Raw genomic sequence first — 24,038 nt, forward strand, 5'->3', positions numbered from 1 at the left:
AAAAGGTTTTCCCCGCGGTTACAAGCCGTGTAGTTCCTCGCGAGTGAGGAGAACGGGAATGCTGAATCATCTCTACGGCCTGATGGTACAACCGCGCAGGCAGTGGCAGGAAATTGCCGGGTTGTCCGAAAAGAGCGTAAATCGCCAGGTCCCTTACGTCATCGTTCTGGCGCTGGTACCCGCGTTGTGCTGGTATTTCGGAACTACCGAAATTGGCTGGAATATCGGTCGTGGTGATCAGGTCCGCACCCTGACAAACAATAGTGCACTGTCTCTGGTTGCGGTGTTCTACGTCACCATGATTCTCGCAGTGGTCGCGGTGGGTTACTTTATCCACTGGATGGCGAAAACCTACGGTGCGAAAACTCACCCGATGAAAGGCATCGTGATTGCGGGGTTTACTGCGACGCCTATCTTTATCGCTGGTGCTGCCGGACTTTATCCCATCTTATGGCTAGACATCCTACTCGCCACCGTGGCGGTCGCCTATGCGGTGTATCTGCTGTACGTGGGAATCCCGATTGTGATGAACGTTTCCGAAGAGCGGGGCTTTCTGTTCGCCAGTGCGGTGGTCACTGTGTGCCTGGTGATGGCGGTCGTGGTGATGGTGGGCACCGTGTTGTTCTGGAGTTTTGTGGCCGGCCCTGTGTTCCAGCACTAGTCGCGGCGGTCTGATATTCAGGTCCCGGGTGCCGGTTCCGCTCGGGACTTGTTCCTTTCTCTTGTCCTATTCCAATCTCCCTGATGCGCCGGTCCCCGAGTGTGCGGGCCGGCTGTCCAGGGGAGCCCTTCCGACCATCCGGTCAAGTTATCTCTGGTTAAAATGAGACAAAGTTCCTTCTGGTGAATTGCCGAGCCCCCGGGGAGGCGATACTATCGGGCTGCTGGCAGTTACGATTTCTGCCTGTTGAAATTGGTACAGGCGTACCATTTAAGAATGGTTGGTTAAAAATGGTCACCATTTCGGGTCTTTCGGACGTTAGTGGCCGCTGCGAACGCACGGATATCACCTCAAATACCAATAAAAAATTTGGAGAAAAAATGAAAACATCGGCGAAATTGGGCGCTCTCTTACTGGCGGCACTGGTCACGGCCTGTACTCCGGAAGAAGAAGCTGCTACCGCAAACAGTGCGGACAGTGCTGATGCTGCGGAATTCCAGAAGCAATTGCTCAAACAATTGATCCAGGCGCAGCCGGGTGATGTCATTGAAATTCCCGAAGGCCGTTTCCAGCTCAATCGCAGTCTGTCACTTAACGTTGATGGTGTGACAATCCGTGGTGCGGGAATGGATAAAACCATTCTTTCCTTCAAGAATCAGATTCAGGGGGCTGAAGGTCTGCTGGTGAATGCCAGTGATTTCACCATTGAAGACCTGGCGATCGAAGACACCATTGGTGATGCCCTCAAGGTCAATGAAGGCAAAAACATTGTCATTCGAGACATCCGTGTTGAGTGGACCAATGGCCCGGCGACCGAAAACGGCGCTTACGGAATTTATCCGGTCCAGACGGAAAATACTCTGGTGGAAGGCACTGTCGCCATTGGCGCATCTGATGCCGGTATTTACGTGGGGCAGTCGCGCAATGTCATCGTGCGCAACAACCGCGCAGAATATAATGTTGCTGGTATTGAAATCGAGAACACTATTGGTGCTGATGTTTACGACAATGTCGCCACGAACAATACCGGTGGCATTCTAGTGTTTAATATGCCGAACCTACCGCAGCCGGGTCACAGTACCCGGGTCTACAACAACAAAGTTTTCAAAAACAACTACGAAAACTTCGGTCACGAAGGGACACCGGTTGCTGCGGTTCCTGCGGGTTCCGGCGTAGTGATCAATTCCAATGATTTTGTGGAAATTTTCAATAACGAAATTTCCGATAATGACACCGCTAATGTCATCGTGAGTAGCTATTTTGCCGCAGGCTATTACAGTGACAAATCCACGCAGGAAAATTTCGACCCCTATCCGGAAGGTATTTATATCTATGACAATACCTTTTCCGGTGGCGGCAAGTCTCCGGATGACCTGGAGCTCAAAGCGTTGAAGATTGCCAAGTTCGGTCTTACTGGCAGTCTGCCGGATGTGTTGTGGGATGGTGCGGTCGACAAGGAAAAAATGGTGGATGGCAAACTTCCGGAAAACCTGAAACTGTGCATTCAGAATGAAGGTGTCGGTATCATCAATGTGGATCTCCAGGGTGGCTACAAGAACATCACCACCGATATCAGTGCACATCAATGCAACCTGAAAAAACTGCCGCAGGTGGTTCTTGATTTCGACAGCAACCAGGAAGAGCCTCAGGAGGAGCAACACGCAATCAATGAGGTAACCGATGCGTAAGTCTGCTTCAATCAGATGGTTCGGGGGGGCGGTACTGGCCCTACTGCTCGCTGGGTGCGGTGCACCCCGTGAGCAGGTCACGGTACATGAACGCAATGCCGTGCCGGACAATCTGAGTCAGTGGCATGTGGTTGAGGCCATCGACGGAAAGCTGTCGCTGAATGCGCGAGTCGTTCCCTACGATCTGAATACCGCACTGTTTACTGATTACGCGCACAAGCTACGCACAGTCTGGATGCCGGAGGGCAGCAGTGCGGAGTACGGTGATGCGGATTTCGATTATCCGGTAGGAACGATCATCAGCAAAACGTTCTATTATCCGCGGGGTGAAGACGGCACCGTCGTGCGTACCGATGATTACAGCGGGGATTTCGCCGGTTCCGGTCTGGACCTGTCGAAGGTGAAGCTGATTGAAACCCGCTTGCTGGTGAAGCGAAGTGATGGTTGGCAGGCGTTGCCCTACGTGTGGAATGATGCCCAGACTGACGCGGTGCTGGAGATCGCAGGAGACGCGAAACGTCTGCAATTGGTCAGTGCCGATGGCAGTGCTGAGGCGTTTACCTACGTGGTGCCTGACTCGAATCAGTGTGCCGGCTGCCACGCCGATAATCACGCGCAGAAAGCCGTACGTCCGATTGGCCCTCGTGCACGTCATCTGAACAAGACGTTCGACTACCGCGATAGTGGCGGGCAGGATGGCGAGCAAAACCAGTTGTTATATTGGCAGCAGGTAGGGTACCTCACCGGTGTGCCGGACCTGGTCGAAGTGCCCCGCAACGTCGACTATGAAGATGCCACTGCATCACTGGAAGATCGCGCTCGTTCCTACCTGGATATCAATTGTGGCCATTGCCACAACCCCAGTGGGCCTGCGGATACCTCCGGCCTGATGTTATACGGGGCTGAGCAGGATCGGCGTAAGCTGGGAGTTTGCAAGCCGCCGGTTGCCGCGGGTACTGGCTCCGGTGACCGACTGTTTGCGATCGTGCCGGGAAGCCCGGACGAATCCATTCTCAATTTCCGCGTGGAGTCCACCGATCCGGGGGCAATGATGCCGGAGCTCGGACGTAGCCTTGCCCATGAAGAAGGCGCCGAGTTGTTGAAAGAGTGGATTGCCTCCTTACCCGGTAACTGCTCCTGACAGTCTCAGCAGGTGGCGGTCAATGACTTCCGCCTGCTGCGAGTCAGTGATGGGAAGCATGGACGAGCGGTGTGTCGGGGGGTATTGTTCTAGCCAATTTTTCCGTGGCCAGATATTCGGGATAAAGGAAGTCCAGTAGCCGGCCAGTTTCGTTGTTTCTCCGCTCATAGTCTTCCAGTAACGCGACATAGGTGCGGAATCGCTCCTGAATCTTGCGCACATAGTCGTAGGGCTCCTGCCCGCGCGCGTAGCCGTAGCGCGCCTTTTCATAGTATTTTTTGTCTGACAGAAGCAGCATTGCGTTCTCGACATTGTTGAACCAGACATTGCGGTCCCAGCCTTTTTCTTCTGCCAGGTCCTGTGCGTCGTAAACATGACCGAGTCCGGCATTGTAGGAGGCCAGGGTGAACCACATCATATTTTCCGGGCTGATTCCCTTGTCTTCGAATTTACGGTGTAGCCACTCCAGGTATTTAAGACCTGCACGCACACTGCTTTCAGGATCAAACAGATTCCTTTCCCCGACCTGCTTTCCTGTGTCCGGCATTACCTGCATCAGGCCGCGAGCGCCCACCCAGGATTTTGCCTTGGGGTTGAATGTGCTCTCCTGAAACATTTGTGCGACTACGAGTCGCCAGTCAAAGTTATATTCATCGGCGTATTTTTTTACGTAATCGTCATAGGGGGAAATCGTTCCATTGGCATTGAGCTCGTCAATCTCAGGGCGGGTGCGCTTGGGGGAATCAAAATATTTGGTATACAGAATGCGCATTTTCTTCTGTGTGCTTTTCTTTGCGAAAAATTTATTGATCGCCTTGAGTAGCTGTGGATTGTTTTCGCGAACCATCCAGCCATAAACGTTATCGTCGATTTCCAGATCAATGAGTTCATCGACATTGGTTCGCCAGGCATGCTCCAGTTTTACGGAGAGGCGATCTGCGATTGCGAGGTCATAGTCGCCATCTGCGACCCGATCGATAATTTCCTGGATGTTGAGCTCTTCCGGTGCCAGTTCGATAATCACTCCCGGAACTTTTTTCTTGAGCTGCCTGGCAACCTCGTAATGGTTGCTGGACTTACGCACGTGGATTGTGCGCCCTTCAAGTTGATCAAGTGACTCAATCTTGTCGCTGTCCTCACCTACAAGAATCACGCGCTCTTTCATATAGGGCGTTGAGAAATCCATACCGCTGTTGTCCCGCTTCTCTGTGGCCGAGAGCAGGGCTGCGGCGATGTCGGCTTTGCCATCTCGCAACATGGTCAAAAGATCGGCATGTGTGGGTGCGACGATAATCTCCAGTCGCAATTTATGCTTTTTCGCGAACGCCTGAGCGAGCTCGAACTCGTAGCCCATAATGCGGCCCTTCCACATGTAGTAGGTGCCAGGGTGGTTGCGAGTTAGTATGCGGATATAGCCTCGCTCACGGATCTCGTCCAGATCCCCAATGGATCGGTTGACAGTCCGGGTGAGTTTGCTGTGCCGGATAAAATCATCCATCGCCTGCAACAGCTCAGGTGAATTTTTTCGAATGGCCCAGCCCACCTCAAATTCCCCGGGGAAGGTATAGTTCTCGATAATATTTTCTTTAAACTGGGAAACCTGCTTGAAAATATGGTTTTCTGCGATGGTGAGGTCGATGTGCCCCTCTGCAACGTCAATCACCAGTTCCACATAGTTTTTCTCGGCGACTTTGAGTTTAAGTCCGGGATACTTCTCTACAAATTTTTGTGCGGCGGTTTCGAAAACGGTGCCTTTGGTTACAGCCAGTGTTTTACCTGAAAGGTCGGTGGAGTCTGAGATAGGTTTTACGTCATCACGTGAAATCAGTACCAGCTGTGTGCTCGCGGTTGGGATTGAGAAGTCGACCTTTTTCTTGCGGGCTTCGTTGATCACCATGTAATTGGCGATAAGATCGCCTTTCCCTTCATTCAGCAACGGAATCAGCTGATCAAAGTTATTGGCGTACAGAACCACCGGTTCCAGCCCCAACCTGGTGGCCATGCGCTTGGCTTCGCTCAGTTCCAGGTCTTGAATGGTGGCCTCCCTGTGCAGCGAATCACTATTGGAGATGTCTACGAGGATTCGTAGCTTGCCCTGCTTCAGCAGGCCTGGAAGGTCGCCGGTCTCGGTGTAATTGTCATAGGCGTGGATTGGGTATTCACCACTGGTTTCCTGTGGCCATTCGGCTTCGCGACGGAGGTCTTCACGGGACGCGGGGTGCATGTGCGGATCGTCAACCGCTGCGGTGGAAGGGGAACCAGCCGACTCAGCTTCGCCTGCTTCGACTTCTTCGTTATTTTCCGTTTCTGTGCCCGCCTCAGCGGGGGCGGAGGGGCCACCTTCTTCCCGCTGGCAGGCGCCAATAGCGAGAAGGATAACCAGGAGGCAGAAAAACTTACGCCCAAGCACAAACAATCCCATGGTACTTCTGCAGATACATCCGATGTAGTTGTTAAAATTCTAGCTTGCGCGGGGCCTGTCCGTAGTTGGAATGCTTTTTTATCCCGGATATTCGTGCCGGTGACTGGGAAGCCGTAGGCTGAATCGCTGGCGCAGCTATGGTGTATCGTGGGGTGTATCGCGCCGGGCTGGGCGCAAAAATTATTGCAAGTTGAGAGGCGCACCCTGGCCAGTCGTTGGTCAGGGTGGCGCAGGTGATGCAGGGTGGGAGAGTCTTGGCTTATGCGCTCTGGGTATGGAGGCTATTGCTATTGTGCAGCGCAGTGGCATCAGACGCCGGAATCACGCCTTTTACCATCAGGGTGACGGTGCGCTCTAGGAGTGGAGAGTCCACAGATATTGCGCCACTGAGAATCTGGAACTCCAGGTTCAGAATTGTACCGTGCACAATTTGGGCGGCGGCCAGTGGGTCGGCCAGCTGAAGCAGTTCAAAGAACTCAACGATCAGATTCTCGGTGGATTGGTTGGCCATACGCACCGCACGGGTGAGTTGTGGATTGCGTAGCGCTTCATTTTTGAATGCAAGCTCAATAATCCGGTTATCGCGGCTGCCCGCCTGCGAGCGAATGTGGTTTAGCACGAAGCGGGTCAACTGTTGGATAAGCTGGCGGCGTCCGGTGGCTGAATGCATCTGCTCCGGTGTGAGCTGTCGAACGGCGGAAAAGCTTTCTTCCTGCAGGTGGCGAGTCTGGTCAATATTCTGTTCTACAAAATATGTGAACGCATCGCTTATCAGGTCGTCCAGTTGTTTGAAGTAGTAAGTGGTGGCTGCCAGTGGTACTGCGGCCTCTTTTGCCACGGCGCGATGGCGGATGCCGCGAATGCCCTCTTTCACAATCAGGCGAAGGGTAGCCTCTAAAATAGCTTTGCGACGCTGTCGGCTGTCGGCGCGTTGGGCGCGACGGCCTTGATAGACCAGTTCAGACTTTCCGTTGTCTAACGTCATGGTTGCGAGAATTCCTTTGCAATTTGGGGCGAACAGCTATCGGGAATCGGGAAATACTCGTTCCAGATGAAAATAGCGCGGTTAAAAGGTTGTCGGCAATAGAGCCCGTTCATGTTTTCCGCTCCCGTCGTTTATTGGTCTTATCGTTTGTATCCAGTCTACCGAATGTCACACGTTCATGGCCATGCGTACTTATGACTGACAAGACAGCTTGGGACGGTCGCTCTATTTTATCGATATGAGTCAGGTTAGCCAGCGAGGAATCGCGGATTGTGAGGAAAATCCCATTACGTTTTATTACACGCGGAATTAGTTGAAGTATGCTTCGGGAAACTGGTGAATTTACAGTCTGAATTAACAGAGTCTGTTCATTGTGCTGGTGGAACAGGTTTGAACCGTTAGCGGATACGGGTCTCAAAATCAGGCAAAAAAATACCGGCGCAGGGCCGGTATTTTTTTGCCTGTGGCGAAGATTTATTAGCGAAATACCGGTGGCCGTTATTCCTCGGGCTCTTTCGTTGAATTCACGAAATCTTTCCTGTGGTGCGCACGCGTTTACTCCCGGTGACAACGCTGGCATTGGCTTTTTTGCGGCCCTCGATTCCGGCGTCGATGGCATTTTTGGCTGCGATCAGTAACCCCGCCACGAGAAAAGCACCGGGGGGCAATACGGCAACCAGAAATCCGGAATAATCCTGTCCCAATACCGGCAGCGTCCAGTCCGCCGCCATGGGGCCCAGTAACAGGTCCATATCGCTGAACAGGGTTCCGCGGCCAATGACCTCGCGCACTGCGCCGATCACGATCAGCACCGCACTGAACCCGACGCCCATCATCAGTCCATCCAGCAGCGACGGCAACACCGGGTTTTTACTGGCAAACGCATCTGCGCGACCCAGGATCGCGCAGTTGGTCACAATCAGCGGAATGAAAATACCCAGTACCAGATACAGCTCGTAAGTGAATGCTTTCATCAGCAGTTCGGCACAGGTCACGAAGGTGGCGATGATCATCACCGACGCCGGTAGGCGCACGGTTTCCGGCATCTGGTGGCGCACCAGGGACACCGCCAGGTTGGAGCAAGTGAGTACCGCGGTGGTGGCGAGACCGAGACCGATCGCATTGACTACGGAGCCGGTGACCGCGAGTAGCGGGCACAGACCGAGTAATTGCACCAGTGCGGGATTGTTCTTCCACAGGCCGTTGTGGGTAATCTCGCCATAGTTGTGCGAAGAGTCAGGTGTGGTCATCAGTTCTTCTCCCCCTGGTTGTCCTGGGGCTGTTCGACTTCTACCGCGCGCTTGGACACCGGCGCACTGAAGATTTCCTGTTGGTGCTCGGCGACAAAGTCGAGCACGGTGCGCACCTGGTTTACCACCGCCCGCGGGGTAATGGTGGCACCGGTGAACTGATCGAAGGCACCGCCGTCTTTTTCCACCTTCCACATATCGCGGCCCGGGTCCTCGAGGGAGGTACCGTTAAAGGACAGTATCCAGTCGCTCTTCTTCACTTCCACCTTGTCGCCGAGACCGGGGGTTTCCGCGTGGCTGGTCACCCGCACGCCGGCCACGGTGCCGTCGCGGTTTACACCTACCAGCATTTGAATGGGCCCTGAGTAACCGTCCGGTGCCACGGTGGGGATGATGACCGCATCAATGGTGCCGTCACCTTCCCGTGCCAGATTGATATCGCCCCCCTGTCTCAGTCCGAGCATGGCCCAGTACTGTTTGGGAATGGGGTAGGTATCCACCAGCAGGTCGTTGCTGTGACGCTCGATGGGGATGATCTCCAGCAGGGCCTTGGCAGCGGCCTCGCGGATGGCGCGCTCGATGGGCTCACGGGTGGTGATCTGGGTTACCGCCAGAGTGCCGGCGGTAACCAGGGCGAACAGGGCAAGAATGGCGGCATTGCTACCGATGGAGCGCTTCAGCATTACTGTTCCTCCAGGTCGGTGGCCTTGCGCGGGGCTTTGTGGCCGTAGGTGCGCGGCAGTGTGTAGTTGTCGATAAAGGGTGCGGCGAAGTTCATCAGCAGCACCGCAAAGGCCACCGCATCCGGGTAGGCGCCCCAGGCGCGGATCACAAAGACCAGCAGGCCCACGCCGGCGCCAAAGATCAGCCGGCCCTTGTTGCTGGTACAGCCGCTCACCGGGTCGGTGACGATAAAGAAGGCGCCGAGCATGGTGGCACCGGAGAACAGGTGCAGCAGGGGTGAGCCCTCACTCAGGGAGCTGCCGCCATCGTAGAACACGATGGAGAGAACCGTCAGGGTGGCGAGCATCGCCACCGGGCCGTGCCAGGTAATTAGGCCGCGGAACAGCAGGAACAGGCCGCCCAGCAGGAAGCCGAAGTTGGCCATTTCCCAACCGAGCCCGGCCACAGAACCCTGATTGAACACCGGTTCCATCTGGTACAGCTGGGCGAGGATCGTGGACTCATTGTGGCGCACGATTTCCAGCGGCGTGGCGCGGGTAAAACCGTCCACATTCATATTGCCGAAGATCAGCGCAAAGGTCTCATCCAGCCCCGGCGCACCCTGGATCAGGTCCGCGGCGCCGGCCCAGCGGGTCATTTCCACCGGAAAGCTGATCAGCAGCACCACGTAGCCCACCATCGCCGGGTTGAACGGGTTGTACCCCATACCGCCGTAGAGCTGTTTGGCCAGCAGTATCGCACTCACGCTGCCGATCACCGGAATCCACCAGGGGCAGTAGGGTGGCAGGGCGATACCCAGCAGCAGGGCGGTGACCAGGGCGCTGTAGTCTTTCAGATAGAAGGCAATCGGGCGATTGCGCAGTTTCATCACCGCGGCTTCTGTGGCCAGCGCGGTGGCGATACACAGGGCGATATTGATCAGGACGCCGGGGCCAAAGTAGATCACCAGGGCCAGAACGCCGGGAATGGTGGCGGCGGCTACCTGCAGCATCACTTTTGAGGTGCTCTGACCGGAGTGGGCGTGGGGGGAGGTGATTCGCATCAGGGACATGGGGTTACTCTCCGCTCCCGTTTCCGTTCTGGCTCTGTTGAGTCAGTTTTTCCTGCAGCTTGCCCTGCATTTTTTCCAGTGCGGTCTCAAAAGCGCCGGTGTTCGGGTCGTCTTCCTCACGGGCCTTGATCAGGCGCGCTTCGGCTTTCTCGACCCGTTTTTTCAGTGCGTCGATTTCCGTGGCGAGTTTTTCTTGCGGGCTCATGCTGGCGCGGGCGGCCGCGGCGGCCTTGGCCTTTTCGATGGCGGCGCCGGCGGCGGACGACGATGCCCCCGCTACGGTCAGCTTGTCCTGGGTAACGGTCGGCTCCGATTGTTCGGCGCTGGGCGTTTGTTGCACCGGTGCTGATGCGGCCAACTTTTCCGTTTCCGCGAGTTTTTCCCGCGCTTCCTTCAGCTTCAGCTCGGCAGTTTTCAGCTGGGCTTCCAGCTGCGGCTTCTGTGCCTCTTCGGCTTCATTCAGCTTGCTCTGCATCCGCTCTACCCGGTGCTCGGCACTGGTGAGGGTGCGCTGGGCGCGGGCCAGTTGCTGTTCCGGGGTGGCCTGCTTGGCTTTTACCCGGGCCAGGGCCGCGGCCACCACGTCGGACTCTTCCTTGGCGGCTTTGGCTTCTGGAGTGTCGGCGTTCTGCTCGCGTTGCCTGCGCGCCTCTTCGGCGGCTTTCTTGCGCGCCAGGCGCTTGGCTTCTTTTTCCTGCTCCGCCTTTTCCAGGCGCAGCTTGCGGTATTCGAAGCGCTCGCGGGCGCGGTCGGCTTTTTCTTTTTCCAGTCGCGCTTCGCGAATATCGCCTTTGGCGGCGCGGTAGTACTGCACCAGCGGAATGCTGGATGGGCACACGTAGGAGCAGGCACCGCACTCGATGCAATCAAACAGGTTGTAGGCCTGCAGCTTCTCGCGGTCTTCCGCGCGCGCGTACCAGTAAAGCTGTTGTGGCAGCAGCCTCGCCGGGCAGACCTCGGCACAAAGGCCGCAGCGGATACAGGCCTGGGCCGGTGGTGGTGGCGGCAGCTCATTATTGGTGGGCGCGAGGATACAGTTGGTGGTTTTTACCACTGGCGCGTTTTCGTCTTCGATGGTGTAACCCATCATGGGCCCGCCAATGACAATACGTTGGAGCTGTTTACGGTCGAGACCGTGATGTTCCAGGATATGACGGATGGGGGTGCCCAGCGGCACCTCGATGTTGCGCTGGCGCTCCAGGGATTCGCCCACCACGGTGGTGACACGGCTGATCAGTGGTTCGCCCAGGGTGACCGCGCGGAATACGGCGCGCGCGGTGCCCACGTTCTGGCACACAATGCCCACATTGGCCGGCAGGCCCTCGTTGGGCACTTCGCGCCCGGTAAGGATTTCGATCAGCTGTTTTTCGCCCCCAGAAGGATATTTGGTGGGGAACACCACCACATGGAAGCGGGTGCCCACGGCGGCCTGCTTCATGGCCTTGATGGCTTCTGGCTTGTTGTCCTCGATACCGATCAATACCCGCTCCGGCTGGTCCAGCAGGTGCGCGAGTATTTCCACACCACCGATGATCTCGCTGGCGCGCTCACGCATCAGCATATCGTCGGCGGTGATATAGGGCTCACACTCGGTGCCGTTGATGATCAGGGTGTCAATCTCCGCACCACCGCGGGGGTTCAGCTTTACCGCGGTGGGGAAGCCGGCGCCGCCCATGCCGGCGATGCCGCAATCGCGGATCTGTTCCAGCACCTCGTCGATCTCTCGGTGTGCGTAGTCTGCAAGCGGAGTGAGTGCACACCACTCGTCGCGGCCGTCGGTGCGGATCTGGATACAGTCCGCCACCATGCCGGAGGGGTGGGGCACGGAAAAAGGCTCGATGGCGACCACCTTGCCGGATGACGGCGCGTGCACCGGGCAGCTTACCGGGCCGTCGGCTTCAGCGATCTTCTGGCCTTTCTTAACCAGATCTCCCAGCTTGACCAGGGGAATAGCGGTGCCGCCGATATGCTGGTTCAACGGCACGATCAGATCTTCTGCCAAGGGGATGCTGCCGATGGGTTCGCCGGTGGACTGGTGCTTGTTTTCCGGCGGGTGAATGCCGCCGTGGAAATCATTGATCTTCAGCTCGCGGGACAGATCCCTTGCCTTTTCACTGGCAATCAGATGGGCTTCGCGGGCCGCGCGATGCTCGTTCGCGTTCTGTCGATGGTCTACCTGGCTCATGCTGCACTCCGGTCGTCGGTGTGCAGGTCGGGTCTGTCACTGGCGATCAATTGGATACCGTCTTTGGGTTTGTTCGGATGCCACTGTTGCAGGCTGGTCTCCAGCGGAACCATATCGATGCAGTCCACCGGGCAGGGCTCGACGCACAGGTCACAGCCGGTGCACTCGTCCACTATCACCGTGTGCATCTGTTTGGCGGCGCCGACAATGGCATCCACCGGGCAGGCCTGGATGCACTTGGTGCAGCCGATACATTCCGCCTCGCGAATAAATGCCACCTTCTTGACGTCTTCCACCCCGTGTTCGGCATCCAGGGGTGTCGGCTCGACATCCAGCAGGTTGGCCAGTTCGTTGATGGTGGCCTGGCCCCCCGGTGGGCACTTGTTGATGGCCTCGCCGTTGGCGATGGCTTCGGCGTAGGGGCGGCAGCCCGGGTGGCCGCACTGGCCACACTGGGTCTGCGGAAGTATGGCGTCGATCTGATCCACAATGGGATCGCCCTCGACCTTGAAGCGCACTGCGGCAAAGCCCAGCAGGGCGCCGAAGACGAGAGCCATACCGCCGAGAATCAGCAGCGGCGTGGATACTTCCGATAACCATTCCATCGTCGCTCCTCCTTATACCAACCCGCTAAAGCCCATAAAGGCCAGGGACATCAACCCCGCGGTCATCATGCCAATAGCCGCGCCCTTGAAAGGCCTGGGCACGTCCGCCACGGCCAGGCGCTCGCGCATCGCCGAAAACAGGATCAGTACCAGAGAGAAGCCCACAGCGGCGCCAAAGCCGTAGAGGGTGGACTGGAAGAAGTTGTTTGCCTTCAGGGTATTTTGCAGCGCAACCCCAAGCACCGCGCAGTTGGTGGTGATAAGCGGCAGGAAGACCCCGAGCACCCGGTGCAGTAGAGGGCTGGTCTTCTCGATAAACATGCGCGCGAATTGCACCACCACCGCGATCACCAGAATGAAGGAAATGGTGCGCAGGTACTCCATGCCGAAGGGCTCGAGTAAGTAGGTGTTCACCAGGTAAGAGCAGATGGCTGCCAGGGTCAGCACAAAGGTGGTGGCGCCGGCCATGCCGATGGCAGTCTCCAGCTTGTTGGATACCCCCATAAACGGGCACAGGCCGAGGAACTGTACCAGCACGTAATTGTTCACCAGGATGGTGCTGAGAAGAATGACGGTAAATTCGGTCATAGAGATTCCATTCTGCCCACTGGCCGGGCCGCGGTTTGAGCAACAGGCTGGCTCGGGAATGATGTGCTGGGCTGGCGTCGAAATTGCCGTGCTGGCGCAAAGTTTGCAGGCGCTTACTGACACCGCCGGTCTCAGCACAAATCTGTGTTGCCTGATCAGGGGGCGGTATTATGGGCGAGAGGGTAGGGGCGTTCAACTTGCCCGGCCCGTCGCTGTGGCTACTGCCCTGTGAAACCCGTGTATACCTGACCGCAGGCTCCAGCCAGGCTGCACCTCGAAAGAAGATCGTTCAATGAAAATAGCGACCGACGACCTCAGCGGCCCCACTATCGCGGCCTTTCTTCAAGCACATATTGATGACATGCGTGCGACATCCCCACCTGAGAGTGTTCACGCCCTGGGCCTCGAGGGCCTGCGCCAACCGGATATTACCTTCTGGACACTCTATGACGGCGACCAGCTGCTGGGGTGTGGGGCACTCAAAGAGCTTGCACCCGATCACGGTGAGATCAAATCCATGCGCACCGGCGCCTCCGCTCGGGGAAAAGGGGTTGGCAGCGCGATGCTGGCACATATAATTGATGAATCTCGCGCCAGGGGCTATACCCGACTCAGCCTGGAAACCGGCTCGATGACCTTTTTTCACCCTGCTCACCGGCTTTACCGGCGCCATGGGTTCACAGAGTGTCCTCCCTTCGCCGCATATACAGATGATCCAAATAGCGTATATATGAGTCTGGACCTCTGACCCGCCTTCCATACTAACGACCCGAGCATGCAAGCGTACCTACAATCCACTCCAATCATCGACTGGCAGCACCCGGACATCCTCGACGCCGCCAGCGATCTCAAATGCCGTTCCGGAGCCAAATTTGGCACCGCCCGCAATACCTTTGAATTCGTGCGCGATGAAATCCGCCACAGCGGCGATTTCGCCCTGAACCCGGTCACCTGCAAAGCGTCTGATGTGTTGATCGCCGGCACCGGCTTCTGTTTTGCCAAAAGCCATCTGCTGGCCGCACTGCTGCGGGCCAATCAGATTCCCGCGGGCTTCCGCTATCAGAGGCTCTTGCTGGATAAGGCGGCAGGCCGCTATTGCCTGCATGGCCTCAACAGCATTTACCTTGAGCGTTATGGCTGGTTCCGCATCGACGCCCGCGGCAATAAACCGGCGGCAGGAATCGTTGCGGAATTTATCCCACCACAGGAGCGCCTTGCCTATACCCCGATGGAAGACGGTGAACAAGATCTGCCGCAAAATTATGTGGAACCCCTGCCGCAGGTTATCCAGTTGCTGGAAACCAGCGACAGCTACCAGGCCGTGATCGAAAACCTGCCAGACATTTGAATTTCACCGCCACCGGCTTACTCTTACGCATCCATTAAAGTGCGAAGAGGAGTCATCATGTCGGACGCAAGCTACACCCCGCCCAAAGTGTGGAAATGGGATTCCGAAAGCGGCGGCCAGTTCGCCAACATCAACCGCCCCATCGCTGGCCCCACCCATGACAAAGATCTGCCCGTGGGCAAACACCCCATGCAGCTCTACTCCCTCGCCACACCCAACGGCGTCAAAGCCACCATCATGCTCGAAGAGCTGCTGGCGCTGGGCCATGACGGCGCCGAGTACGACGCCCACCTGATCCGCATCACCGAAGGCGACCAGTTCAGCAGTGGCTTCGTCGACATCAACCCCAACTCCAAAATCCCCGCCCTCGTCGACCACAGCACCACCCCGCCCATTCGAGTATTCGAATCCGGCTCCATACTGCTGTACCTCGCAGAAAAATTCGGCGCCTTCCTCCCGCATACCCCCGAGCAGCGCACCGAAACCCTCAACTGGCTCTTCTGGCAAATGGGCGCCGCCCCCTTCCTCGGCGGCGGCTTCGGTCACTTCTACGCCTACGCCCCGGAAAAATACGAATACCCCATCAACCGCTACACCATGGAAGTCAAACGCCAGCTCGATGTCCTCGACCGCCAGCTCGCCGAACACGAATTTATCGCCGGCAAGGAATACACCATCGCCGACATGGCCATCTGGCCCTGGTATGGCGCGGTGGTAAAAAACAAAGCCTACGATGCTGCGGAATTCCTCGAAGCCCACACGTACAAAAACGTAATCCGCTGGGTCGACGAAGTGGGCGAGCGCCCGGCAGTGAAGCGCGGAAGCATGGTTAACCGCACCTGGGGCGAGCCTTCTGAGCAATTGCATGAGCGGCACGATGCCAGTGATTTTGAATTGCGTACGCAGGATAAAATTGGGGACCCTAGCGGCGATTAAGAATTGTGGAGCCCGACGAGAAGGTCGGGCGCTGGGCCGGGTATTTCAAAACTGTCGGAAACAGGGATGTTTCCGACAGAGCGTACAGGGATGTATTCACAGCGGTTTTGAAATACCCGGCCCAGTGACCGGCCACCACAAAATCACCTTACGAAGGGGACGGGACCTTGGAGGAGCGATAGGGTTTCCGCGAGGGTTTCCCCAATCCCCGCATTCAATTTCAGATCAATCAAATCGTCAGCCCGGGTCTTTCCCAGGTTAAGCGCCGCCATCGGCTTGCCCCATTCCTTCGCATAGCGACAGAAACGAAACCCCGAATACACCATCAACGAAGAACCCACCACCAGCAGAGCATCACTCTCCCGCAACGTATCCATCGCCAACTGCACCCGCTCCCGCGGCACATTATCCCCAAAGAACACCACATCCGGCTTCAGAATCCCCGCACAGTCCGGACAATCCGCCACCTGAAAGCTGGAAAAATCTACCTCCAGATCCGCATCCCCATCCGGCGCCACCTCCGCCGTGTAATGGCGGAAGGTAGGGTTCAGCGCGTAACTCCGATCGTGCACCAGCTGCCGAACCGCCCGGTAGTCGCAGCTCATACAGCGAATCTCATCCGCCCGCCCGTGCAAATCCATCACCCGCTCACTGCCTGCCCGCTGGTGCAGCCGATCCACATTCTGGGTAATCAACAGGTTGATATGCCCGCGCCGCTCCAGCCCCGCCAGATGAAAATGCGCCGGGTTCGGCGCAGAATTGCGGATTACCGGCCAGCCGATCAACGCCCGTCCCCAGTAGCGCTGTCTTGTCGCCGCACACTTCATGAACTCGCGATGATCCACCGGCGGCTTGCGCTTCCACTGGCCGTTGCGGTCACGGTAGTCGGGAATGCCGGAATCCGTACTCACCCCGGCACCGGTCAGCACCGTCAATCGCGGATAGCGACGAATAAACGCCGCCAGCTGCTCCGCCGCCTCCGTGCTCGGTAACGGCGAATCCGCAACAACGTCGCTTTCTGAATGAGAAGGGGAGGAAAGTGTGCTCAAACTCATGGCGCTGATCGCTTGGGCTCGCAAAAAATGGGATCGGAACCGCTATTGTAACGAGTCTGGCAGTAGAAGGTTGCACCGGGATTACGCCGGCGAGACTGTTCCCGCCAGCGTAGTGATTCAGGCAGAGTAAATCAGTAGGTCTTGTAGGGCAGGAACTTGCCGGACATCACCATATTCACCCGATCACCCTTCGGGTCTTCTTCCCGCTGAATATCCATGGAAAAGTCGATGGCGCTCATGATGCCATCACCGAACTCCTCGTGGATCAGCTCCTTGATGGTGGTGCCATACACACTTACCAGTTCGTACAGGCGGTAAATCAGCGGATCTGTCGGCACCGCAGTGGGTAGGGAGCCCTTGTAAGGGGCAATTTGCAGCCAGGCCACCGCCTCATCACTGAGGTCAAATAGTTCGCCAACTACGGCCGCCTGTTGTTTGGTAAACGTCATCTGGCCAAGACAGGCCGCGGTGGTCCACTCCTTCGATTGGCCGATGGCATCCGCCACCTGCGCCCATTTCAAATCTTTCTGTACCTTGGCGACCAGAATGAGGTCGGTAACCTGCTGGCGGTTGCTGATCATGTTTGCTCTCCATTTGCGATGGTTGGGTCGATTTGATAATCAGGTTGCCTGGGAAATCAGGCTCAATAGATAAAAAATAACAAGCAGTAGAACACCGCTCACCGACTGCCAGAAACGCACCGGGTAGCGCTCCATCAGTGGCGGCCGGGTACTGTTTAGGTAGTCCGGGTTGGGATGACGCAGCTCAAAAATAAATTCCGACAGCGCCTCGTGGCGGCGCAGTGGATTGGGTTGTAGCGCTTTTTTCAGAGTGGCATCAATCCACGCGGGAATTGCACGGGACTCGCTCAATACACTGCGATAGCGCAACTTGTGTTGCGCCGCTACCGTATTGCTGCGCGCGACCTGTGTGCCGTAGGGAAATTCGCCGGAAAGCAGGTGGTAGGTGAGAACCGCCAGGGAAAACAGATCCGAGCGTGGCGTGCCGCCGTCGCCGAGAAAATATTCCGGTGCGCTGTACAGGGCGGTGCCCAGGATCAATTGGCCATTTTCCTGTGCGGTTTCCGCAATCCCCGCCACTTTCGCCGAGCCCAGATCAATCAGCGTAACGGTACCCGCATCGCTGATCATGATATTTTCCGGGCGCAGATCCTGGTGCAGTATTTCGGCGCGATGCAGGGCCTGCAGCCCGCGCGCGATTTGCTCGACGATGCCGCGTACGGTTTCCACGCTCGGCGCGGGGTTGTCGGTCATCCACTGGCGCAATGTCCGCCCCTCCACCACTTCCAGCGTGGTGTAGAGAAAATTGCGCGGGCGATGAGTTGCCGCTGCCCGCACCACATGGACGCTGTCCACCCGTCGCGCCAGCCATTCCTCCATCAACAGCCGCTCCAGATGTGCGGGATCTTCACTCTGGTCGACGGAGGGCGCCTTGAGGATTACCCGGTTACCAGTAGCCAGGTCGGTAGCCAGATAGACATGGCTGCGGTGGCTCGCGTGAATATCCCGCTCGATGGTGAAGCCGTCGAAGCTGTCGCCGGATTTGAGAATGGGGGGCAATGGCAATTTGCCGGCCTGGTCGATCAGTGCCGGGGTTGTGTGGGGGAGTTTGTCCACTCGCACCAGTTGCACCGTAAGGTTGTCGCTACTGCCGTTGGCCAGTGCCGCGGCCACCAGGTTTTTTGCTGCGCGATCGAGACACGCGCTTTCCTGTTGCAGGTGCTCAATCAGCGTGCGTTGCGAGAGGGAATCGTGCACCCCATCGGTACTCAGAATAAACAGATCGCCGGCCTGCAGGGAAAGTCGTCGGTAATCAATTTCTGTTTGTGCGTCCGCGCCCAGCGCGCGACTCAGATAACTGTGGTGCTCCCCTTGCCACAGACGGTGGTCGTGGGTGAGTTGTTCCAGAGAGTCACCGCGCAGGCGGTAGATACGGGAGTCTCCGAGGTGAAACAGGTGCGCCTCGCTACCTCGGAAAACGGCCGCGCTGAAGGTACATACGTAGCCCTTGTCTTTATCGAAGCGGTACGGGCTCTGGCGGGTCTGCTCGAATAGCCAGGCGTTGGTGGCCTTGATCACCTGTTCGGCAGCGTTCTGTACACTCCAGCCGTCGGACGTGCAGTAGTAGTCGTCGAGAAAACTTTTCACTGCCGTTTCACTGGCCACAGCACTGACCGTACTGGAGCTGATGCCATCGGCAATGGCAAAGGCGGCGCCCTTGACGGCCAGCTGCGGTTCCGCCGGCAAAAAGGCGCCGCAACTGTCCTGGTTTTCCGGTTTTAGGCCGGCGCTACTGTGCTGGCCCGCCTCCAGGGCGAGGGAACTATTTATGGAGCCCGTCATAGAAACAGCCATAAAAATAGCCCCGCGGAGTGCGGGGCTGTATTGCGATCAGGCCAGAGCCTCTTTGCCGGCAGCGCCGTTTTCCGTTTTCAGCTGACGCTTGGGTGCCGTTTTGTAGTGGGTGCTGTAGAGCGTCAGGCCAGTAAAGGCCAGACCGCCAACCAGGTTACCCAGTGCGGTGGGAATCTCATTCCAGATCAGGTAATCCATCACCGAGAAGTCACCACCCATCATGATCGCGGTGGGGAACAGGAACATGTTTACCACCGAGTGCTCGAACGCCATAAAGAAGAACAGCATGATGGGCATCCACATGGCGATCACCTTGCCGCTCACATTGGTGGAAATCATTGCGCCCACTACACCCATGGAAACCATCCAGTTGCACAGCATGCCGCGGATAAAAATAGTAAACCAACCGGCGGCACCGTACTCCGCGTAACCCAGAGTGCGCGCTTCACCGATTGAGGAAAGCTTGGCACCCACCGCACCGGGTTCGGTGTTGAAGCCCATCGTGAAGACAAACGCCATCATGACCGCGACGGTGAGGGCGCCGGCAAAATTGCCCAGGAAGACCAGCCCCCAGTTCCGCAGGATCCCGCCCCAGGTCACTCCCGGTCGACGGTCCAGCCAGGCCAGCGGCGCCAGCACGAATACACCGGTCAGCAGGTCAAACCCCATCAGGTAAAGCATGCAGAAGCCCACCGGGAACAGGATCGAACCGATCAGATGGGAGCCGGTCATGGTGCCGACGGTTACCGCAAACACCGCGGCCAGCGCGAGAATGGCGCCGGCCATATAGGCGCGCACCAGGGTGTCCCGCGTGGACATGTATATTTTCGATTCCCCGGCATCGACCATTTTGGTCACAAATTCGGTAGGAGCGAGATAAGCCATAATCGTTTCCTTTATTAAGTGCTGGAGGCTAAACCATTTCTGCGGTCTTCCGCGGGCCGGCGGATTTTGGGCACAAAAAAAGCGCCCACACAGACCGATACGCATCGGAAAGTGGTGGACGCCTTTATCCAGAGTGTTCTGATTGTTCGGGTAAACCCGTGAGTGCAGCATTGCACCTGCTCGCACGGGTTATATGTAGCAAACTCAATGCCAGTTTTAACGGGAGTCAGCCGCAGCATTTCCTGTGTACGGGCCCCCGATATCTTTACGTGTAGCGCTGAGTCTCACACTTGGGCGCCACAAGAGGCTGGCGGGGTGCGCCAATTTGGTGCTTTTAGTTGGCGGTGATCAAGTCTGGTGCATTGTGTAGGGGAGGTTTGGCCGGACCGTGGATTTAACTGTCTCCCGGTGTCGTGTGGAATATAAATTGCTGGGTTAACTGCATATTCGTTGACTCGATATTTCACTCCCCCAGCAGTGGCATGCGGAGGCGCTACCATGCACAACCACAGTGAAGATGCGGAAAAATTCCTGCTTGCTGCCAAGCGTGCGGAAATTCAGGCGCTGGAGCGACTCGCCGGGAGTTGTGAGCTGGTAACTACCGTTTCGGACCTCGTTCATCAACTGCAGCGCGAGCGCGGTATCAGCAATATCTATCTGGTATCGGCAGGTTTTCGTTTCCATGAACAGCGCGATACCCAGGTTCGGAACTGTCAGTGCAGTGAAGGGCGTTTTCGCGCACTGTTGCACAATCGCTATCTGCAGAATGGGCCCAATGATGCATCGGCCGATATGCGGCTACTGAACAGTATCGCCTATTCATTGCATGGATTGGATGAACTGATGGAACTGCGCAGGCATATCGATGCGTTTGAAGTCAGCGCGCTGGAATCTACCGACGCCTACTGTCGCCTGATTGCCGGGCTGCTTAGCGTGGTTTTTGAAGCGGCGGATGTCGCTGACGACCCGGAAGTGACACGTCTACTGGTTGCCCTGTTCAATTTCATGCAAGCGAAAGAGTTTTCCGGTCAGGAGCGAGCCTGGGGGGCCATCGGGTTTGCCAGTAGCCAGTTTGATGCGAAGGTGCATGAGCGCTTACAGCGGCTACAAGACTGCCAGACAAGAAGCCTGGCTGTGTTTGCGGAATACGCCGGGGAGAGCGAATCCTTGCGCTGGCAATCGATCGAAAACAGTCAGGAGTCACGAGATTTGCGGCGACTCAGGCTGGTGATTGCGGGGCTGAAAAATGGTGAGCCGATTGCTTCAGAAATCAGTGAGGTCTGGTATCAGCTGGCCACCGCACGTATTGATGCCATGCACCGTCTTGAGGATGCCATGGCCGCGCGCCTGTTGCATGTGAGCCGCCAGCGGGTCTCCGATGCACAATCCGAACTTGGCCATCACTACGCGCAGCTACAGCAGATGAAAGCCGCGCAATGGCATAAACTGCCGGCGCTGACGGTATTGTTTGACCCGGAAGTGCCGGGCTTATATGGCAGTGTCGGGGCCAGTGATTTTGGTACCCTGCGCGGTCAGCCGCTGGCGCATTCCCTGTACGACCTGATTCGCTCCCAGGTGGCGCATATCCAAAGGGTGAGTGCCGAACTGGAAGAGACCCGAAAATCCCTGACCGAGCGCAAGCTGGTAGAGCGGGCAAAAGGAATACTGATGAAAAGTCTGAGAATGAGTGAAGACGCCGCTTATCGCACCCTGCAACAGAGAGCGATGGATATGAATCTGAAGCTGGCAGATGTGGCCGAACGGATTATTGCCGCCAGCGCGGCGCAGCGCCTGCCCACTGGAGCGCCGGGGAAAGCCATAGGGGCCCGCCGAGATGCGGTACTGCTGGAACCTTGACACAAATCATCGGTGTCCAGGCAGTGCAGTGCGAGCCGTTTGAGCGACTTGCATCTGTTAAATAGCCCGTAGCGTGAGGTACCAGTTCACCAGAGTGTGGGTAGTGGGGCGATTTAAAAACCGCTGAATGGCAAAGCCCGCAGCGAAAGCGCCGAGCATGGCTGCGGGCAGGGGAACACGCTGGGCCTGTGCTAGCGCTTGAGCCCGCTGTTGCTGCATGAGTGCGAGCGCACAATGACGTTGCTTCTGCATCGTCTGGCGGCGTTGTTCAATCTGGTTGTTTAAAGAGCGCAGTGACATCTTCCAGAGCCTCTTTAGCCTGCCTGCGGGATTCATCAAATCCCAGTAGCTTTTTCAGGTTGTTTGCCGTGAGCAGCAGCCCGCCTATGATCAGGATTTGCGAAAACAAAAATATGCCAAAGGCGACATAGATTGATTGAAAGTAGTAATAACCCAGAAGGCCCAGCCCGCCACACAGGCTGACAATCACTGAGATCACCAGAAAAAAAAGAATCAGCAGCATTACGAAAATGCGTGAGCCCGCCTGTAACGAACGTCTGAATTCCAGCTGTACCAGATTGGTAAAGTTTTCCGCCCAGGCGGATGCCAGCGTCAGGGTCGCCTCGGCTCGATCGCGTATCGCATTGAACTCCTGCGTCAGGCTTTCCATCTGATCGAAACTATTGTGTGCGTGGTCTGTCTGACGCTTGTCGTCATCTGCCTGATGATCCCGCCATTGTGGTCTCTCTGAATCGTGCGGACCCGCCATGTAATTACCCCAATGTTCGATGCCACGTTATCTGACCGGAAATAGAAACACCCGGCCATCGTTGCCGGGTATTGTTCATTGCATCTTCGCAACAAAACTGCGACGGAAATGCTACTTCAGGATTTTCGCGATCAGCCAGCCCGCCGCAAACGCGCAACCGATACTGACCAATGGGTGTGCCTTGATAGAGTTTTCCGCTTTTTCGGCCACATCCTGCGCGCGCTGCTTGCCTTTTTCCATGCCATGCCGGGTACGTGCTTTGACGGTATCGGCAGTTTCCCGCGCGCGCATTTTGACGTTGGAGGCGGTATCGTGCGCGGCCTCACCGGCGAGATGATATGCCTGATGCAGTTTGTCCCGGGTACTACCCGTGTTGGCGGTGCCTGAGTTTGGGGCTTTTGCGGTTGCCATGGTTTAACCCTCCGATAGCAATCAAGGTGAGCCAGAAGGATAAGGCGAGGATCGGGGATATCGAAGCGCAAAGCGCGCTTTGAGAAAAAACGGTATGAGCAGCTATGGCGACAGAACAGTCAGGTCTTAGTGAGACCGCGGGAGACCATCCCAGAGTCGGTTGGAATAAGTCAGTTGGAATAGATCAATTCGTGAATGCGGTGATAATGTTTCTGACCACGCCGTCCAGCAGTCGCTGGCGACTCTCGCGACTGATCCAGGCATTGTGCGGTGTGATAATAAGGTTGGGAATTTCTCCAGCAAGCAACGGGTGATCTGCGGGTGGTGGTTCCACACTCAACACATCCAGCGCAGCACCGGCAATCTCGCCCTTTCTGAGTGCCTGTACCAGAGCATTCTCGTCTACCAGCCCACCGCGAGCGGTATTGATAAGAAATGCGGAGTTTTTCATGGTCGCAAGAAATGCACCGTTCACCAGTCGACCCGTCTGTTCCGTCAGCGGGCAATGCAGGCTGACAATATCGGATTCCGCCAGTAGCTGATCCAGCGGCACACGGCCAGGCTTTGTCTCACCGGTAAACGAATCCGCCACCAGAACACGCATCCCCAGCGCCTCACCCAGCCGCGCGACTTTCTTGCCCAGATCCCCGTAACCGATGATTCCCAGAGACTTCCCATCCAGTTCCATTACCGGGTAATCCAGGCGACAGAAAACCGGCGATTGGCTCCAGAGGCCATCGCGCACATCGTTGTTGTATTGGTGCCAACGAGTGGCCAGGGCGAGAATCAGCGCGAGAGTATGCTGTGCGAGAGAGGTACCGGTATAGCCGGCCACATTCTTGACCGGGATGTTTCGAGCAGCTGCCGCATCCAGATCAATGTTATTGGTGCCGGTGGCACACACACAAATCAACTTCAGATTAGCAGCGCCTTCAATCAGATTCCGATCAAGCACCACCTTGTTGGTAATCACTACATCTGCTTCAGCGATACGCTGCGCCGTCTGTTCCGGCGAAGTCGTGTCAAAAAACGCCCACTGTTCCAGCGAACTTTCCAGCGCGGACGTATCCAGTTCGTCCAGCTTCATCGTCAACGCATCAAGAAAAACCCCACGCATAACAAAGTCCTTTTAAACCAAATTA

The 24,038-nt window shown here is 56.7% G+C and carries 23 protein-coding genes; 7 read left to right on the top strand and 16 right to left on the bottom strand.

The features are described from left to right. Positions 1 to 58: 58 nt before the first annotated feature. The 3 genes from AAFH99_RS06295 to AAFH99_RS06305 all read left to right on the top strand — a co-directional run bounded on the left by AAFH99_RS06295 (position 59) and on the right by AAFH99_RS06305 (position 3,490). A complete protein-coding gene (locus AAFH99_RS06295; RefSeq protein ID WP_043317675.1) occupies positions 59 to 661 on the top strand; it encodes a Yip1 family protein in 603 nt (200 codons plus the stop codon). 380 nt (positions 662 to 1,041) lie between these two features. Further along, positions 1,042 to 2,349: a parallel beta-helix domain-containing protein gene (locus AAFH99_RS06300; protein WP_043318462.1), complete on the top strand. Its 1,308-nt coding sequence runs from the start codon at positions 1,042 to 1,044 to the stop codon at positions 2,347 to 2,349. Then, positions 2,342 to 3,490 (top strand): SO2930 family diheme c-type cytochrome, encoded by a 1,149-nt coding sequence (locus AAFH99_RS06305; protein ID WP_406828967.1) that lies wholly within the window; start codon positions 2,342 to 2,344, stop codon positions 3,488 to 3,490. The genes AAFH99_RS06300 and AAFH99_RS06305 overlap by 8 nt, the downstream gene beginning before the upstream one ends. A gap of 43 nt (positions 3,491 to 3,533) precedes the next feature. Here the strand turns inward: AAFH99_RS06305 and AAFH99_RS06310 are convergent, their stop codons facing one another. The 8 genes from AAFH99_RS06310 to rsxA form a co-directional block, all read right to left on the bottom strand. After that, a complete protein-coding gene (locus tag AAFH99_RS06310) occupies positions 3,534 to 5,912 on the bottom strand; it encodes a transporter substrate-binding domain-containing protein (protein ID WP_406828969.1) in 2,379 nt (792 codons plus the stop codon). A gap of 259 nt (positions 5,913 to 6,171) precedes the next feature. Next, a complete protein-coding gene (locus AAFH99_RS06315) occupies positions 6,172 to 6,897 on the bottom strand; it encodes a TetR/AcrR family transcriptional regulator (RefSeq protein ID WP_406828970.1) in 726 nt (241 codons plus the stop codon). 524 nt (positions 6,898 to 7,421) lie between these two features. Further along, positions 7,422 to 8,147: an electron transport complex subunit E gene (locus tag AAFH99_RS06320; RefSeq protein ID WP_406828971.1), complete on the bottom strand. Its 726-nt coding sequence runs from the start codon at positions 8,145 to 8,147 to the stop codon at positions 7,422 to 7,424. Beyond that, positions 8,147 to 8,830: an electron transport complex subunit RsxG gene (rsxG, locus tag AAFH99_RS06325; RefSeq protein WP_406828972.1), complete on the bottom strand. Its 684-nt coding sequence runs from the start codon at positions 8,828 to 8,830 to the stop codon at positions 8,147 to 8,149. Before rsxG ends, AAFH99_RS06320 begins: the two co-directional genes overlap by 1 nt. Beyond that, the gene (gene rsxD / locus AAFH99_RS06330) at positions 8,830 to 9,882 is read right to left on the bottom strand and encodes an electron transport complex subunit RsxD (RefSeq protein ID WP_043317666.1); all 1,053 of its coding nucleotides are present in this window, start codon (positions 9,880 to 9,882) and stop codon (positions 8,830 to 8,832) included. The genes rsxG and rsxD overlap by 1 nt, the downstream gene beginning before the upstream one ends. A 4-nt stretch (positions 9,883 to 9,886) precedes the next feature. After that, on the bottom strand, positions 9,887 to 12,067 hold the full coding sequence (gene rsxC, locus AAFH99_RS06335; RefSeq protein ID WP_406828973.1) for an electron transport complex subunit RsxC: 2,181 nt from the start codon (positions 12,065 to 12,067) through the stop codon (positions 9,887 to 9,889). Further along, entirely contained in the window at positions 12,064 to 12,672 is a 609-nt protein-coding gene (gene rsxB / locus AAFH99_RS06340; RefSeq protein WP_406828974.1) for an electron transport complex subunit RsxB, read from the bottom strand. Before rsxB ends, rsxC begins: the two co-directional genes overlap by 4 nt. A 12-nt stretch (positions 12,673 to 12,684) precedes the next feature. Beyond that, entirely contained in the window at positions 12,685 to 13,260 is a 576-nt protein-coding gene (gene rsxA, locus AAFH99_RS06345) for an electron transport complex subunit RsxA (RefSeq protein ID WP_043317662.1), read from the bottom strand. A 292-nt stretch (positions 13,261 to 13,552) separates the two neighbouring features. Here rsxA and AAFH99_RS06350 point away from each other — a divergent pair, with 292 nt between their 5' ends. From AAFH99_RS06350 to yghU, 3 genes are read left to right on the top strand one after another with little or no spacing between them, the layout of a single operon-like run. After that, positions 13,553 to 14,008, top strand: coding sequence for a GNAT family N-acetyltransferase (locus AAFH99_RS06350; RefSeq protein WP_406828975.1), 456 nt, complete (start codon positions 13,553 to 13,555; stop codon positions 14,006 to 14,008). 27 nt (positions 14,009 to 14,035) lie between these two features. After that, positions 14,036 to 14,608, top strand: a complete 573-nt coding sequence (locus AAFH99_RS06355; RefSeq protein WP_043317658.1) for a transglutaminase family protein — start codon at positions 14,036 to 14,038, stop codon at positions 14,606 to 14,608. A 57-nt stretch (positions 14,609 to 14,665) separates the two neighbouring features. Next, positions 14,666 to 15,544, top strand: a complete 879-nt coding sequence (yghU, locus tag AAFH99_RS06360; RefSeq protein ID WP_406828976.1) for a glutathione-dependent disulfide-bond oxidoreductase — start codon at positions 14,666 to 14,668, stop codon at positions 15,542 to 15,544. A 143-nt stretch (positions 15,545 to 15,687) separates the two neighbouring features. Here the strand turns inward: yghU and AAFH99_RS06365 are convergent, their stop codons facing one another. The 4 genes from AAFH99_RS06365 to AAFH99_RS06380 all read right to left on the bottom strand — a co-directional run bounded on the left by AAFH99_RS06365 (position 15,688) and on the right by AAFH99_RS06380 (position 19,859). Continuing rightward, the gene (locus AAFH99_RS06365; RefSeq protein WP_406828977.1) at positions 15,688 to 16,599 is read right to left on the bottom strand and encodes an NAD-dependent protein deacetylase; all 912 of its coding nucleotides are present in this window, start codon (positions 16,597 to 16,599) and stop codon (positions 15,688 to 15,690) included. Between the two features lie 131 nt (positions 16,600 to 16,730). Then, positions 16,731 to 17,180: a cyanase gene (gene cynS / locus AAFH99_RS06370; RefSeq protein ID WP_406828978.1), complete on the bottom strand. Its 450-nt coding sequence runs from the start codon at positions 17,178 to 17,180 to the stop codon at positions 16,731 to 16,733. 39 nt (positions 17,181 to 17,219) lie between these two features. Next, on the bottom strand, positions 17,220 to 18,962 hold the full coding sequence (locus AAFH99_RS06375) for a protein kinase domain-containing protein (protein ID WP_406828979.1): 1,743 nt from the start codon (positions 18,960 to 18,962) through the stop codon (positions 17,220 to 17,222). Between the two features lie 48 nt (positions 18,963 to 19,010). Beyond that, on the bottom strand, positions 19,011 to 19,859 hold the full coding sequence (locus AAFH99_RS06380) for a formate/nitrite transporter family protein (RefSeq protein ID WP_043318451.1): 849 nt from the start codon (positions 19,857 to 19,859) through the stop codon (positions 19,011 to 19,013). A 498-nt stretch (positions 19,860 to 20,357) separates the two neighbouring features. Here AAFH99_RS06380 and AAFH99_RS06385 point away from each other — a divergent pair, with 498 nt between their 5' ends. Continuing rightward, positions 20,358 to 21,716: a nitrate regulatory protein gene (locus tag AAFH99_RS06385; protein ID WP_051687025.1), complete on the top strand. Its 1,359-nt coding sequence runs from the start codon at positions 20,358 to 20,360 to the stop codon at positions 21,714 to 21,716. 57 nt (positions 21,717 to 21,773) lie between these two features. Here the strand turns inward: AAFH99_RS06385 and AAFH99_RS06390 are convergent, their stop codons facing one another. The 4 genes from AAFH99_RS06390 to AAFH99_RS06405 form a co-directional block, all read right to left on the bottom strand. Further along, the gene (locus tag AAFH99_RS06390; RefSeq protein WP_406828980.1) at positions 21,774 to 22,016 is read right to left on the bottom strand and encodes a hypothetical protein; all 243 of its coding nucleotides are present in this window, start codon (positions 22,014 to 22,016) and stop codon (positions 21,774 to 21,776) included. After that, the gene (locus AAFH99_RS06395) at positions 21,985 to 22,485 is read right to left on the bottom strand and encodes a hypothetical protein (RefSeq protein WP_043317655.1); all 501 of its coding nucleotides are present in this window, start codon (positions 22,483 to 22,485) and stop codon (positions 21,985 to 21,987) included. The genes AAFH99_RS06390 and AAFH99_RS06395 overlap by 32 nt, the downstream gene beginning before the upstream one ends. A 111-nt stretch (positions 22,486 to 22,596) precedes the next feature. Continuing rightward, positions 22,597 to 22,896, bottom strand: coding sequence for a YqjD family protein (locus AAFH99_RS06400; RefSeq protein ID WP_406828981.1), 300 nt, complete (start codon positions 22,894 to 22,896; stop codon positions 22,597 to 22,599). A 184-nt stretch (positions 22,897 to 23,080) separates the two neighbouring features. Further along, positions 23,081 to 24,013 carry a D-2-hydroxyacid dehydrogenase gene (locus AAFH99_RS06405; protein ID WP_406828982.1) on the bottom strand — a complete coding sequence of 311 codons (933 nt, stop codon included), beginning with the start codon at positions 24,011 to 24,013 and terminating at the stop codon, positions 23,081 to 23,083. Between the last annotated feature and the right edge of the window lie 25 nt (positions 24,014 to 24,038).

It is taken from the genome of Microbulbifer sp. ARAS458-1 (genome assembly GCF_045348205.1).
Taxonomy (GTDB): Bacteria; Pseudomonadota; Gammaproteobacteria; order Pseudomonadales; family Cellvibrionaceae; genus Microbulbifer.

Bases quoted from the DNA above. Each gene is read 5' to 3' on its own strand.
- AAFH99_RS06295 (WP_043317675.1), top strand. From the start codon at position 59: ATGCTGAATCATCTCTACGGCCTGATGGTACAACCGCGCAGGCAGTGG.
- AAFH99_RS06300 (WP_043318462.1), top strand. From the start codon at position 1,042: ATGAAAACATCGGCGAAATTGGGCGCTCTCTTACTGGCGGCACTGGTC.
- AAFH99_RS06305 (WP_406828967.1), top strand. From the start codon at position 2,342: ATGCGTAAGTCTGCTTCAATCAGATGGTTCGGGGGGGCGGTACTGGCC.
- AAFH99_RS06310 (WP_406828969.1), bottom strand. From the start codon at position 5,912: ATGGGATTGTTTGTGCTTGGGCGTAAGTTTTTCTGCCTCCTGGTTATC.
- AAFH99_RS06315 (WP_406828970.1), bottom strand. From the start codon at position 6,897: ATGACGTTAGACAACGGAAAGTCTGAACTGGTCTATCAAGGCCGTCGC.
- AAFH99_RS06320 (WP_406828971.1), bottom strand. From the start codon at position 8,147: ATGACCACACCTGACTCTTCGCACAACTATGGCGAGATTACCCACAAC.
- rsxG (WP_406828972.1), bottom strand. From the start codon at position 8,830: ATGCTGAAGCGCTCCATCGGTAGCAATGCCGCCATTCTTGCCCTGTTC.
- rsxD (WP_043317666.1), bottom strand. From the start codon at position 9,882: ATGTCCCTGATGCGAATCACCTCCCCCCACGCCCACTCCGGTCAGAGC.
- rsxC (WP_406828973.1), bottom strand. From the start codon at position 12,067: ATGAGCCAGGTAGACCATCGACAGAACGCGAACGAGCATCGCGCGGCC.
- rsxB (WP_406828974.1), bottom strand. From the start codon at position 12,672: ATGGAATGGTTATCGGAAGTATCCACGCCGCTGCTGATTCTCGGCGGT.
- rsxA (WP_043317662.1), bottom strand. From the start codon at position 13,260: ATGACCGAATTTACCGTCATTCTTCTCAGCACCATCCTGGTGAACAAT.
- AAFH99_RS06350 (WP_406828975.1), top strand. From the start codon at position 13,553: ATGAAAATAGCGACCGACGACCTCAGCGGCCCCACTATCGCGGCCTTT.
- AAFH99_RS06355 (WP_043317658.1), top strand. From the start codon at position 14,036: ATGCAAGCGTACCTACAATCCACTCCAATCATCGACTGGCAGCACCCG.
- yghU (WP_406828976.1), top strand. From the start codon at position 14,666: ATGTCGGACGCAAGCTACACCCCGCCCAAAGTGTGGAAATGGGATTCC.
- AAFH99_RS06365 (WP_406828977.1), bottom strand. From the start codon at position 16,599: ATGAGTTTGAGCACACTTTCCTCCCCTTCTCATTCAGAAAGCGACGTT.
- cynS (WP_406828978.1), bottom strand. From the start codon at position 17,180: ATGATCAGCAACCGCCAGCAGGTTACCGACCTCATTCTGGTCGCCAAG.
- AAFH99_RS06375 (WP_406828979.1), bottom strand. From the start codon at position 18,962: ATGACGGGCTCCATAAATAGTTCCCTCGCCCTGGAGGCGGGCCAGCAC.
- AAFH99_RS06380 (WP_043318451.1), bottom strand. From the start codon at position 19,859: ATGGCTTATCTCGCTCCTACCGAATTTGTGACCAAAATGGTCGATGCC.
- AAFH99_RS06385 (WP_051687025.1), top strand. From the start codon at position 20,358: ATGCACAACCACAGTGAAGATGCGGAAAAATTCCTGCTTGCTGCCAAG.
- AAFH99_RS06390 (WP_406828980.1), bottom strand. From the start codon at position 22,016: ATGTCACTGCGCTCTTTAAACAACCAGATTGAACAACGCCGCCAGACG.
- AAFH99_RS06395 (WP_043317655.1), bottom strand. From the start codon at position 22,485: ATGGCGGGTCCGCACGATTCAGAGAGACCACAATGGCGGGATCATCAG.
- AAFH99_RS06400 (WP_406828981.1), bottom strand. From the start codon at position 22,896: ATGGCAACCGCAAAAGCCCCAAACTCAGGCACCGCCAACACGGGTAGT.
- AAFH99_RS06405 (WP_406828982.1), bottom strand. From the start codon at position 24,013: ATGCGTGGGGTTTTTCTTGATGCGTTGACGATGAAGCTGGACGAACTG.